The sequence below is a fragment of the Streptomyces sp. NPDC088923 genome, assembly GCF_044749745.1.
In the GTDB taxonomy this organism is placed as follows: Bacteria; Actinomycetota; Actinomycetes; order Streptomycetales; family Streptomycetaceae; genus Streptomyces.
The window spans coordinates 421,618-433,487 of the sequence record NZ_JBIVIO010000003.1; the positions used below are offsets into that span (position 1 = coordinate 421,618).

At 74.3% G+C, this 11,870-nt stretch carries 12 protein-coding genes and 1 riboswitch; of the genes, 4 read left to right on the top strand and 8 right to left on the bottom strand.

Annotated features, from left to right (window positions below; genetic code table 11):
* Positions 1–118: 118 nt before the first annotated feature.
* Together ACIP4O_RS17380 and ACIP4O_RS17385 are read right to left on the bottom strand one after the other, a co-directional pair.
* On the bottom strand, positions 119–586 hold the full coding sequence (locus tag ACIP4O_RS17380; RefSeq protein ID WP_401575313.1) for a MarR family winged helix-turn-helix transcriptional regulator: 468 nt from the start codon (positions 584–586) through the stop codon (positions 119–121).
* A 201-nt stretch (positions 587–787) separates the two neighbouring features.
* Complete coding sequence (locus ACIP4O_RS17385; RefSeq protein WP_401575314.1) at positions 788–1,141, bottom strand: DUF6479 family protein; 354 nt, start codon at positions 1,139–1,141, stop codon at positions 788–790.
* Between the two features lie 232 nt (positions 1,142–1,373).
* Between ACIP4O_RS17385 and ACIP4O_RS17390 the strand changes: the two genes are divergently transcribed.
* A complete protein-coding gene (locus ACIP4O_RS17390; protein WP_401575315.1) occupies positions 1,374–2,111 on the top strand; it encodes a class I SAM-dependent methyltransferase in 738 nt (245 codons plus the stop codon).
* A gap of 280 nt (positions 2,112–2,391) precedes the next feature.
* On the opposite strand, the gene ACIP4O_RS17395 is transcribed toward ACIP4O_RS17390, so the two are convergent.
* The 3 genes from ACIP4O_RS17395 to ACIP4O_RS17405 all read right to left on the bottom strand — a co-directional run bounded on the left by ACIP4O_RS17395 (position 2,392) and on the right by ACIP4O_RS17405 (position 4,704).
* Positions 2,392–3,375: a hypothetical protein gene (locus ACIP4O_RS17395; protein WP_401575316.1), complete on the bottom strand. Its 984-nt coding sequence runs from the start codon at positions 3,373–3,375 to the stop codon at positions 2,392–2,394.
* A gap of 179 nt (positions 3,376–3,554) precedes the next feature.
* The gene (locus ACIP4O_RS17400; protein WP_401575318.1) at positions 3,555–4,121 is read right to left on the bottom strand and encodes a rhodanese-like domain-containing protein; all 567 of its coding nucleotides are present in this window, start codon (positions 4,119–4,121) and stop codon (positions 3,555–3,557) included.
* Between the two features lie 121 nt (positions 4,122–4,242).
* On the bottom strand, positions 4,243–4,704 hold the full coding sequence (locus ACIP4O_RS17405; RefSeq protein WP_401575319.1) for a VOC family protein: 462 nt from the start codon (positions 4,702–4,704) through the stop codon (positions 4,243–4,245).
* A gap of 151 nt (positions 4,705–4,855) precedes the next feature.
* On the opposite strand from ACIP4O_RS17405, the gene ACIP4O_RS17410 reads away from it, so the two are divergent.
* The gene (locus ACIP4O_RS17410) at positions 4,856–5,911 is read left to right on the top strand and encodes a helix-turn-helix transcriptional regulator (protein WP_401575320.1); all 1,056 of its coding nucleotides are present in this window, start codon (positions 4,856–4,858) and stop codon (positions 5,909–5,911) included.
* A 229-nt stretch (positions 5,912–6,140) separates the two neighbouring features.
* Positions 6,141–7,034 (top strand): family 16 glycosylhydrolase, encoded by an 894-nt coding sequence (locus ACIP4O_RS17415; RefSeq protein ID WP_401575506.1) that lies wholly within the window; start codon positions 6,141–6,143, stop codon positions 7,032–7,034.
* A gap of 24 nt (positions 7,035–7,058) precedes the next feature.
* Here ACIP4O_RS17415 and ACIP4O_RS17420 read toward each other — a convergent pair whose 3' ends face one another.
* On the bottom strand, positions 7,059–8,294 hold the full coding sequence (locus ACIP4O_RS17420) for a DUF4032 domain-containing protein (protein ID WP_401575322.1): 1,236 nt from the start codon (positions 8,292–8,294) through the stop codon (positions 7,059–7,061).
* A gap of 223 nt (positions 8,295–8,517) precedes the next feature.
* Positions 8,518–9,486 (bottom strand): aldo/keto reductase, encoded by a 969-nt coding sequence (locus ACIP4O_RS17425; protein WP_401575324.1) that lies wholly within the window; start codon positions 9,484–9,486, stop codon positions 8,518–8,520.
* Between the two features lie 140 nt (positions 9,487–9,626).
* Positions 9,627–9,732, top strand: a riboswitch (ZMP/ZTP riboswitch).
* 50 nt (positions 9,733–9,782) lie between these two features.
* Here ACIP4O_RS17425 and ACIP4O_RS17430 point away from each other — a divergent pair.
* Complete coding sequence (locus ACIP4O_RS17430; RefSeq protein ID WP_401575325.1) at positions 9,783–11,249, top strand: glycine hydroxymethyltransferase; 1,467 nt, start codon at positions 9,783–9,785, stop codon at positions 11,247–11,249.
* Here the strand turns inward: ACIP4O_RS17430 and ACIP4O_RS17435 are convergent.
* Positions 11,225–11,794: a MarR family winged helix-turn-helix transcriptional regulator gene (locus ACIP4O_RS17435; protein WP_010267623.1), complete on the bottom strand. Its 570-nt coding sequence runs from the start codon at positions 11,792–11,794 to the stop codon at positions 11,225–11,227. The genes ACIP4O_RS17430 and ACIP4O_RS17435 overlap by 25 nt on opposite strands.
* Positions 11,795–11,870: the final 76 nt, after the last annotated feature.

Here is an 11,870-nt window from a genome sequence, read left to right on the forward strand (position 1 = left end):
AGGCCCGGCCTCCGACCCGCGAGCCGGTACGCCCGTGCTCGCGGGGTCGTCGTGTCCGCGTGCGTCGAGCCCGAGTCCCGAGAGGGCGGCGGCCTGGCCGAGACCGGCCGGGCGCGCGTCAGCGCGGCGCGCAGTGCCCCTCCTGCACGCGCCGCGGCAGCTCCACCAGGTGCCGGGCGTCGTCGGCGCTGAGCGGTGCCAGGAGTTCCGCGTTGGCGCGCTCCGCGAGCCGCGCGCAGTGCAGCACGGTCCGCTCGCCCCGCGCCGTGACCCGTACCGCGTTCTTGCGGCGGTCGCGCGGGTCGGGCTCGCGTATCGCCAGCTCCGCGCGCTCCAGGTCGTTGAGGAGCAGGACCACGTCCTTCGCGTCGAAGCCCAGCTCGCGCACCATCTCCGCCTGGGCGACAGGACCCCGCTCGCTCACGAAGGCGAGCACGGCGTGGTGCGGCAGACGCAGCCCGAGACCCGAGAGCGCGGACGTCACGAGACGTCGGCCGCGCGCCGCGACCCGCCCGGCGAGCCAGCTCGGCAGGGACTGGATGTGCGTGAAGGCGTGCGTATGCCGGTCAGGGGTCGAGGCCGTCATGGTGCGCAGATTAGCGCCCGCTCGCGGCCTTGCCCACGGCCCGGAACGATCTTTCCGCCCCCGGCGGGGCGGTACGGCGAACAGCGCCCGGCGATGCGGTGGGCCCTGTTCGCCGTACGACGAGGGGAGGGCCGCACCCCGCGCGAACGCGAGTGTGCGGCCCTGCGGGTACGGCCCCGTGTCCCCGTTGCGCGCGCGGGCTCAGCCGAAGCCACCGCTCCCGAATCCGCCGCTGCTGTTCTCGTCCCACTTGCGCTCCTTCTGCGAGGAGCTGCGCCGGTCGTTCCCCGTCCCGCCGCCGTTCAGCTCGTGCGGGGTCAGTCGCGCCTCGCGCGGCTCCATCTCGTCCGGCTCGCGCCGCTCGCGCTCCTCGCCCACCGGGCCGCCCTCGGGCAGACGGGGCTGCTCGTCCGGCGTGGGCGGGGCCGGCTGGCGTGCCCTGAGCCTGCGCCCGAAGACGAAGGCCGAGATGAGTGCCGCGACGAGGAACACGCCGATGATCGGCATGATGATCGCGGTCGTGCCGACCGCCAGGTTCCACTGGGTCGTGTCCATAAGAAACGGATACCCCCTAAGCTGTTCCGCGTATCATCCGAAAAGCTTTATATGGGTCTAATCGGATGAAACGTTCTGTGTCGGGGGAGTGGAGAGGCTCCCGCCTTCCCGCCGGGTACCCCGAAGCGCGCGGCTGAACAGCGGTCGCGCGAAGGGAACCCCGTACCGCCCGCCGCGGGCGCTCCACCCCGCCTCCCGCACAGGCGGTCCCGGGACCACTACGCTCTGCCGGGTGTTCACCTCTCAGGGACCGACTCTCCGCGAGCTGGCCACCCAGGCGCTCTCCTCCGTCGAGCAGGGATACGACCTGCTCGCGCCCAAGTTCGACGCCACGCCCTTCCGTACGCCCGAGCCGTGGCTGCACGCGGTCACGAAGGCACTGCGCCCGCTGGGGCCCTTCGACGACGGCCTCGACCTGTGCACGGGCACGGGCGCGGGCCTGCGCACCCTGCTGCCGCTGTGCCGGCGCCGCGTGACCGGGGTCGACTTCAGTGCCGGGATGCTCGAAGTGGCCCGTACGGGTGCCGCGCGGGCCCACCCGGTGAGCGGGCCACCCGCCGTGGACTGGGTCCGCGCGGACGCGATGGCGCTGCCCTTCCGCGAGGGCTACGACCTCGCGGTGAGCTTCGGCGCCTTCGGCCACTTCCTGCCTGACGACCGCCCCCGGCTCTTCGCCCGGGTCCGGCAGGCGCTGCGCCCCGGCGGCGTCCTCGCCTTCCCGCTCGCGGCGCCGCTGTCCGCGCGGGCTCCCGCGTGGTGGGCCGCGAGCGGTTTCGACGCGGCGATGCGGCTGCGCAACGCGCTGCGCAGACCGCCGTTCGTCATGTACTACCGCACGTGGCCCTACAGCGCGGTCCGCGCCGACCTCCTCCGCGCCGGGTTCACCGAGCGCCTCGTCCGGCTCGACGACTTCGGCGACCGCCCCGACGGCGCCCCCCGCGCCGCCCTCCTGGTGGCCCGCAAGCTCTGAGGACGGCCCGCTCGGCGGCGCTCCCCCCTCAGGCGGCGGGACCCCGGGGCCCGTACCCCTGCACGACGGGCCGCCACGGCGGGTCGAGGCGCGGCAGCGTCGAGCCGACCGCCCACAGCGCGGGGCCCCCGGGCGACGCGCCGGGCACGCGGGCCACGTCGAAGAACGAGGCGCCCTCGCCGCTCGTACCACCCGCGGGGGGAACGAGCCGCCACGTGCCGTGCGCGTCGCGGTGCAGCGAGAAAGCGGGCGTCGTCGCGTCCTCGCGCTCACCGACCGCCTACACGCCTCCCGCTCCGTCCGGCGTCACCGCGTGCAGCTGACCCGCCACGTACGGCACCTCCTCGCGCGTCCACACCGCGCCGTCCCAGTGCAGGACGAGCGGTCGCGGCCCCGCACCGTCCGGCGGGGCGCTCGCGCCGACCGCCCACACGTCGTCGGGCGCGAGCGCCGTCGCGCCGTCGAGCGCCTCGCCGCGGCCCGCCGTGTGCGGCGCCGGTACGGACCGCCAGGCCGAGCCGTCCCAGTGCTCGGCCAGCGGCCGGCCCTCGCCCTTGGCGCCGTACGAGACCCCCACCGCCCACAGTCCGCCCGCGCCGTCCGCCGCGAGCCCCGAGAGCAGCCCCTCGCCCTCCGGCTCGGCGGGGGGCTGCGAGGCCCATCGCTTCCCGTCCCAGCGATAGGCGAGCGGGCGCGGCGCGACCACGCGGTCCCGCGCCGTCACGCCCACCGCCCACACCTCGGCGCCGCGCCCCGGGGCGAGCGCGAGCGGGTAGGCGGAGCGGCGCGCGGGCTCGGCGGGCAGCGCCACCTCGTGCCAGCGCGCACCGTCCCAGTGCCGCGCGAGCGCGCGGTCCTGGTGCGCGGGTACGTCGTCCCAGGAGCCGACCGCCCAGACATCGTCGCGCCCGCGGGCGAGCACGGCGTCCAGCTCGCCCGTCCCGGCGTGACCCGGCACGTTCGTCGCGCGCCACGCCTTCCCGTCGAAACGCTCGGCCACGGGTACGTCGACGCCCTCGGCGTTCTCGCGGTGGCCGACCGCCCACGCGTCCCCGTGGCCGCGCGCCGCGACCCCGCGCAGCTCCTCGTTCCGCTCCGGGCCCGCGGCGCGCCACGCGTGCCACGCGGCACCCGCCCGCGGCTCGGGCCTGGGCACCGCGACGGCGGGCTCGGCCGCCGCCGCGCACACCAGGCCGAGCACCAGGGCCCCGGCCCGTCGCCTCCGTACCGCCCGCGCCATCCGCCCCCTCCCTGCCCTCGCCATGACACTCCCTCGCTCGTCCAGGTCGTGGCCTGCCAACGCCCGGAGCCGGGCGCGGGTTGCGGCGGCGGCCCCGATCGGCTCAGGCGCCGGGGCGGGCGTGCGAGGGCGCGAGGGAGGAACAGCGGGCACACGAAAAGGGCCGCCCCGGCGTCCGGAACGGCCCTTCGCTGTGCAAGGGTTCAGCGCTCGCGCAGCGCCTCGATCGTCGCGTCGACCACGCTGTCGTCCGGCCGGTTGAACGGCAGCTTGCCGAGGACGGCGGCCATGCCGCACGAGCCCGAGACGCCGGAGTAGACGAGGCCGCCCGCGACGGCCACCGCGAGGAGCCGGGCCTTGGGGGCCTTGCGGCCCGCGAGCAGTCCGAGCAGGACCAGCGAGCCCGCGGCGAGGCGCACCTGCCGGTTCAGGTCCCACGGCGTGCGGCTGCCGCCGGCCGAGAGCTCCAGGTCGTTGCCCTCCTCGGACCAGGCGTTCGTGCCGCCGCTGAGGACCGCGGCGCCGACGCCCCGCTCCGCGAGCCGCGAGCGCGCGGCCTCCGAGCGCGGTCCTGCCGCGCACACGACGAGCAGGTCGCCGTCACCGGTGGTCTCGCGCAACACCGGCACGGCCCGGTCGAGCTGGTCGAGCGGCACGTTGTAGGCACCGGGCAGGTGCCCGGCGGCGAATTCGCCGGGGGAGCGGACGTCGATGACGGTCAGCTCCTTGAGGCGCTCGCGTGCCTCGGCGGGAGAAAGGTGGGTGGTCATACTTCGATCATACGAACGAGTTCGCGGAGCCGGCCGGGGAGGTGGGGGAGGCCCGGTTCGCCCCGGCGGGGCCCGCGAAGCGGCCTCGCGCCGGGGCCCGCGCCGGTCCCGCTCCGGCCCCTCAGTCGAGGCAGAACTCGTTGCCCTCCGGGTCCGCGAGGGCGAGGTGCCCCGTGCTCAGCGGCGGCTCCGGTTCGAACCGTTCGAGCCGCCGGGCCCCGAGGGCCACGAGCCGCGCGCACTCCGCCTCCAGCGCCGCCATCCGCTCCTCGCCCGCGAGCCCGGGCGCGGCCCGTACATCGAGGTGCACCCTGTTCTTCGCCGTCTTCCCCTCCGGCACCTGCTGGAAGAAGACCCGGGGCCCGGCGCCCGCCGGGTCCTCGATCGCCGAGCGTGTCCCGCGCGCCTCCTCCGGCACCCCGAGCCGGGCGAGGAAGGCGTCCCACGCCGCGAGCGGGTCCTCGCCCTCGGCGAGGTCGACGCCGGGCGGGCCGGGGAGCACGTACCCGAGCGCCTCGCGCCAGAAGAGGGAGAGGGCCACCGGGTCGTGGGCGCCGAAGGTCACCTGGAAGGCGCGGCTCATGACGGGCTCCGTTCGTCGTGCGCTCTTCGCGGCGGTCGTCCGTCGCGCTCGCGCGTCGTCGGGTGTGTGCGCACCCTGACAGGGAAAGCGGACCGCTTCTGTCCGCGTCATCTGCCACAGTGGGCGCGGCGACCGCGGACGAGGGGGAACGGTGACGGAGACGACGGCACATGACGGCGAACGGAGTACGACCGAACGGGTGCTCGTCCTCCTTGGCCTCCTCCAGCGCGGGCGCAGCTGGAGCGGCCCCGAGCTCGCCGGGCGGCTCGGCGTCACGAGCCGTACCGTGCGCCGCGACGTCGAGCGGCTGCGCGCGCTCGGCTACCCCGTGCACGCCCTCCAGGGCGTCGGCGGGGGCTACCGGCTCGGGGCGGGCAGCGAGCTGCCGCCGTTGCTGCTCGACGACGAGGAGGCGACCGCCACCGCGGCCTCGCTGCTCGCCGGCGCCGGCGGGGGAGGGGCCGGCGCGGGCGAGGCGGCGCTGCGCGCCCTCGCCAAGATCGACCGCGTCATGCCCGCCCGGCTGCGCCACGAGGTGAGCGCGCTCGCCGGGGCCGTCGACTTCTTCGAGGGCGGCCCCGAGCGCGTGGAGCCCGCGAGCCTCGTGACCCTCGCCGGGGCCTGTCGCGACGAGGTCGAGGCCCGCTTCCGCTACCCCTCGCGCGGCGAGGTGACCGAGCGCCGCGTCGAGCCGTACCGCCTCGTCGCCTCCGACCGCAGGTGGTACCTCCTCGCGTACGACCTCGACCGCGAGGGCTGGCGCACGTTCCGCGTCGACCGCATGACCGAGGTCGCCGCGCGCACCTGGCGGTTCACCCCGCGCCCGGCCCCCGAGGACGCGGCGGCCTACGTCCAGCGCGGCGTGGTCACGGGCGCCTACCCGCACCGCGCCCGCTTCCTCGTGCACGCCCCCGCCGAAGAGGTCCGCGCTCAGGTCCCCGCCTCCGCCGCGCTGATCCACGCCCGGGACGAGCACACCTGCGAACTCCTCAGCGGCGGCAGCGCGCCGGACCGCGTCCTCGCGTACGTCGCGATGCTCGGGCACCCCTTCGAGGTCATCGAACCGCCCGAGCTGGTCGACCGCTGCGCGGCCATGGCGGAGCGCCTCCGCGCGGCGGCCGAGCGCCGCGTCTCCCCGGCCGAGGACAGCCGCACGCCGGGCAACCAGGAAGCCACGCGCCCCAATTGGTCCAGACGAACACCTTGACGCGCACCGCCCGCCGCTCTTGAATCGATGACGCCGACAAGTGAACGCGGCGGAGGCCCCCCACGGTCCCGTGGCTTCACTTCCTGGCGAGGGCGGAGTGTGCACCGGGCGCGCGGGCACACCACGCACCGGGCCCCCACGCCCCGTACGCCCTCCCGCCCCCCGCGCCGGCACAGGTCCCCCCACCACTTCCCCCACCGAAAGCGAAGTGACCCCCGTGCGAACCCACTTGAGCGCCCTCCGGCGGCGCCGCCCGCTCTCCGCACTCGTCGTGGCCGCCGCCCTCGGCGCCACAGCGCTCCTGCCCGCCTCCGCGAACGCCGAGCCCGCCCGGGCCGCGGCCGCCGCGAGCTTCACCGACGACTTCGACGGCGCGGCGGGCTCGGCCGTCGACGGCTCCAAGTGGCAGCTGGAGACCGGCGACAACGTCGACAACCACGAACGGCAGTACTACACCTCGGGCACCGACAACGCGGCCCTCGACGGGGACGGCCACCTCGTCATCACCGCCAAGAAGGAGAACCCGGCCGGATACCAGTGCTGGTACGGGAGTTGCGAGTACACCTCCGCGCGGCTCAACACCTCCGGCAAGTTCAGCAGCACCTACGGGCACGTCGAGACCCGCATGAAGATCCCGCGCGGGCAGGGCATCTGGCCGGCCTTCTGGATGCTCGGCGACGACATCGGCTCGGTCGGGTGGCCCAACTCGGGCGAGATCGACATCATGGAGAACGTCGGCTTCGAGCCGAACACCGTGCACGGCACGATCCACGGGCCCGGCTACTCCGGCTCGGGCGGGATCGGCGCGGGCTACTCGCTCCCCGGCGGCGCCGCCTTCGCCGACGACTTCCACACCTTCGCGGTCGACTGGAACCCCGACTCGATCAGCTGGTCCGTCGACGGCACCGTCTACCAGACCCGCACCCCCGCTGACCTGAACGGCAACCAGTGGGTCTTCAACAAGCCGTTCTTCGTCATCCTCAACCTCGCGGTCGGCGGCTACTGGCCCGGTGACCCGGACGGTTCCACGCAGCTCCCGCAGCAACTCGTCGTCGACTACGTGCACGTCACGACGGGCGCGGCGGCGAAGGAGCAGCAGAAAGCGGCAGCGGGCGGCCACTGAGCGACGCTGCCCGGACGGGAAGGCTCACCCCGCAGCGGGTCCCTGCCCGGGCAGCACCCGCTCCACGTAGTCACGGGTCGCCTCGGCGAGCCCCACGTCCCGCCCCGAACGCTCCGACAAGTACCAGCGATTCTCCAGGAGTTCGTGGTAGACCTGCGCCGGATCGAGGTTCCGCCGCAGGTCCAGCGGCACCCCTCGCACGGCCGGCCGGAAGACTTCGCGGACCCAGCGGTGCGCGAGCACCTCGGTGCGCGCGCCCGCCGGGTCCCCGGGCGCGTAGTCCTCCTGCGTCGCCATCCACGTCTCCAGATCGCCGAGCAGCCGCCGCGCCTGGTTCTCCTCCGCGTCGAGCCCCGTCAGCCGCAGCAACTGCCGCTGGTGGTGCCCGGCGTCGACGACCTTCGGCAGGAAGGTGATGCGCTCGCCGTCCCGCGTCGAGCCGATCTGCATCTCGGCGACGTCGAAGCCCAGGTCGTTGAGGCGCCGCACCCGCCGGTCGATGTAGTGCCGCTTGTCCGCCGGATAGACCGACTGCCGCGTCAGCTCCGTCCACAGCTCCTCGTACCGGGCCGCGAGGGCCGCCGAGAACTCGACCGGGTCCACCGAGGGGTGCAGCGCTCCCGAGGCCTCCAGGTCGAGCAGCTCGCCCGCGATGTTCACGCGCGCGAGGTCGATGTCGTACTCGCGCTGGCCCCGGCTCAGCGTCGTGTGCGTCTCGCCGGTCTCGGCGTCCACGAGGTACGCGGCGAAGGCGCCCGCGTCGCGGCGGAAGAGCGTGTTCGACAGCGAGCAGTCGCCCCACGCGAAGCCCACGAGGTGCAGGCGCACGAGGAGCACGGCGAGCGCGTCCATGAGGCGGTTCATCGTCGAGGGACGCATCGTCGTCTCGAACATCGAGCGGTACGGCATCGAGCCGCCCAGGTGCCGCGTGATGAGCGCGGTCTCCAGCGGCTCCCCGTCCGCCGCCGTCCGTCCCGTCACGACCGCGAGCGGATCGACCGCCGGAATCCCGAGCCGGTCCAGGTCCCGCAGGAGGGTGTACTCGCGCTCGGCCGGCCGCGTCGCCAGCTCCTTCACCGCGAGCACCTCGTCCCCGGCCCGCGCGTACCGCACGACGTGCCGCGAGATGCCCCGCGGCAGGGGCACGAGATACCGCTCCGGCCACTCCTCCAGGGGCAGCTCCCAGGGAAGGTCCAGGAGGAGAGCGGGGTGCTCGGGGTTGGTCGCGCTGATCTGGAGGGTGTTGATCTGGGCAGCCATGCCTCGCCTCGTCGTCACGGTCGTCAGGGGCGCCGCGCACCCTCGGGCAGCACGATGATCGTACCGCCGGGCGGGGGCGTGGTGCGGGGATCGTGGGGAGGTGGGAATCGTACGGAGGCGGAACGTACGGAGGTGGAACGTGCGGAGGCGAGGTTCGTGCGGAGGTGGGGCGGCCGGTATGCGAACGGCGGTGCCCCGTCCCCGTACCGGCCCCCAGCCGCCGTCAGTGCCCCGCCACCTCGTGCGGCCCGTACGGCGCCTCCAGCGCGGCGATCTCCTTCTCGTCCAGGACGAGGTCCAGCGCGGCGAGCGCGTCCGTCAGGTGCGACTCCTTCGTCACGCCGACGATCGGCGAGGTGACCCCGGGCCGCTGGAGCAGCCACGCGAGCGCGACCCGCGCCGCGGGCACCTCGCGGGCCGTCGCGATCCGCTGGACCGCCTCGACGATCTCGCGGTCGCCCTCCGCGTAGAGCGTCTTGCCGAACTCGTCCGTGCGCGTCCGCTCCGTCTCCGCGTCCCACGGACGGGTGAGCCGCCCGCGGGCCAGCGGGCTCCACGGCAGCACGCCCACGCCCTGATCCGCGCAGAGCGGCAGCATCTCGCGCTCCTCCTCGCGGTAGAGCAGGTTGTAGTGGTCCTGCATCGACACGAAGCGCGTCCAGCCGTGCGCCGCCGCCGTGTACTGGAGCTTCGAGAACTGCCAGGCGTACATCGAACTCGCCCCGATGTAACGGGCCTTGCCCGCCTTCACGACGTCGTGCAGCGCCTCCATCGTCTCCTCGACGGGCGTCGCCGCGTCGAAGCGGTGGATCTGGTAGAGGTCCACGTAGTCGGTGCCGAGCCGCTGCAGGCTCGCGTCGATCTCGTGCAGGATCACCTTGCGCGAGAGCCCGCCGCCGTTGGGGCCCTGGCGCATCGGCATGTACACCTTCGTGGCGAGCACGACGTCCTCGCGGCGAGCGAAGTCCTTCAGCGCGCGCCCCACGATCTCCTCGCTCGTGCCGTCCGAGTAGGCGTTGGCGGTGTCGAAGAAGGTGAGGCCCGCTTCGATCGCCCGCCGGATCAGGGGACGCGAGCGCTCCTCGTCGAGCGTCCACGCGTGATTGCCCCGGCCGGGAACGCCGAAGCTCATGCACCCCAGGGTGAGGCGCGAGACGTCCAGCCCTGTCGAGCCGAGTTTCACGTACTGCACAGCGTGGCCTCCGTCGGTGGTCTGGCGGCCGGGGCCGTCCCCCGGACACGTCCATGATCCTCCTTCGCGCGCACCCCGCTCGCGGCGTCCCGCATCGTGAGCCGGACGAGCCCTTCGCCCCCTGTTCCTTGCTAGCCTGCCTCCGGGGCCGTGACTGGCGCGAACAGTGGAATCGACCACGAGGAAGCGGCCCCCGCACGGGCGGTGCCGCCGCCCGGTGTGCGGTCGTGCGCCTGGGCCATTCGACGCTGAACCGTTCGACACCGGACTGTTCGGCACTGACCTGGGAGTGAGTCATGTCCACCGCACCCGAGCACCCCGCGTCCACCGACCCCGCCCTCGCCTCCGCCGCCTTCCGCGGCGCCCTCGACGTCGTCCGCTCCGTCGAGCCCCGCATCGCCGCCGCGATCGGCCAGGAGCTGACCGACCAGCGCGAGTCCCTCAAGCTCATCGCGAGCGAGAACTACGCGTCCCCCGCGACGCTCCTCGCGATGGGCAACTGGATGAGCGACAAGTACGCCGAGGGCACCGCCGGGCACCGCTTCTACGCGGGCTGCCGCAACGTCGACACCGTCGAGTCCATCGCCGCCGAGCACGCCCGCGCCCTCTTCGGCGCCGACCACGCCTACGTGCAGCCGCACTCCGGCATCGACGCGAACCTCGTCGCCTTCTGGTCGGTCCTCTCGCAGCGCGTCGAGAGCCCGGCCCTGGAGCGGGCGGGGGTACGGGGCGTCAACGACCTGAGCGAGGAGGACTGGGCCGAGCTGCGGCGCGCGCTGGGCGACCAGCGCATGCTGGGTATGTCGCTCGACGCGGGCGGCCACCTCACGCACGGCTTTCGCCCCAATATCAGTGGAAAGATGTTCCACCAGCGCAGCTACGGCACCGACCCCGAGACGGGCCGTATCGACTACGACGCCGTACGCGCCGCCGCCCGCGAGTTCCGCCCGCTCATCCTCATCGCCGGGTACTCCGCCTACCCGCGCCTCGTCAACTTCCGCGTCATGCGCGAGATCGCGGACGAGGTCGGCGCGACGCTCATGGTCGACATGGCGCACTTCGCCGGGCTCGTCGCGGGCAAGGTGCTCACCGGCGAGTACGACCCGGTCCCCTTCGCGCACATCGTGACGACCACGACGCACAAGTCCCTGCGCGGCCCGCGCGGCGGCATGGTGCTGTGCGAGGAGTCCCTCGCCGAGCACGTCGACCGCGGCTGCCCCATGGTCCTCGGCGGCCCGCTCCCGCACGTCATGGCCGCCAAGGCCGTCGCCCTGGCCGAGGCCAGGCAGCCGGCGTTCCAGACGTACGCGGGGCAGATCGTCGACAACGCGCGCGCCCTCGCCGAGGGGCTCGCCAAGCGCGGCGCGAAGCTCGTCACGGGCGGCACCGACAACCACCTCGTCCTCCTCGACGTCTCCGGCTACGGCCTCACCGGGCGGCAGGCCGAGTCCGCGCTCCTCGACTCGGGCGTCGTCACCAACCGCAACGCCGTCCCGCAGGACCCCAACGGCGCCTGGTACACGAGCGGCATCCGGCTCGGCACGTCCGCGCTCACGACGCGCGGCCTCGGCACCGCCGAACTCGACGAGGTCGCGGCCCTCATCGACGGCGTCCTGCGCGGCACGAGCCCCGGCACGACGAAGTCGGGCAAGCCCTCCAAGGCTCAGTACGTCATCGAGGACGGCCTCGCGGCCCGTACCGCCGAGCAGGCCGCCGACCTCCTCGCCAAGCACCCGCTCTACCCGGGCATCGACCTGTCCTGACCCGCACGCGTCGTCCCGCCGCCCCCGGTGCCCCGCGCCGGGGGCGGCGTCGCTTCGGGACCCGCCGTGCCCTGTTCCGCGAGGTGGGTGTCCACGGTGCTGTTCAGCTCGGCCATGAACGCCTCGAACTCCTCCAGGACGTGCGGCGACCAGCGCGCCATCGTGGTGTCGAGGCGGGCGGCGAGCGGGCCGAAGAACTCGTCCGCCCGTTCCTGGATGTGCCCCCCGCTGCGCAGGGTGACGACGCGCCGGTCGGAGTGCTCGCGGACGCGCGTGATGTGCCCCGCCGCTTCGAGGCGGTTCAGGAGCGCGGTGGTCGCGCCCGTGGACAGCGGGATGCGCTCACTCAGCCGCGCAGGGGACAGGGGGGTGCCGCGCTCCTCGGCGGCGGCGATCTCCAGGACAGCGGTCGCGTCGGTGGAGTGCAGGCCCAGCCAGGCGGCGAAGCGCCGGCTCAGCTCGGCGTAGTGGCTCCCGTAGGTCCGCAGCGACTCCATCAGCCGCTCCCGCCGCGCCGCGACACCCTCGTGCCCCGCCTCTTCCATCGCGCCTCTCCCTCTCCGTCTTCCGTTCCTGCCGCGCGGTCCCCGCCGGCCGGCACTTTGACAACGTACCGCCCTC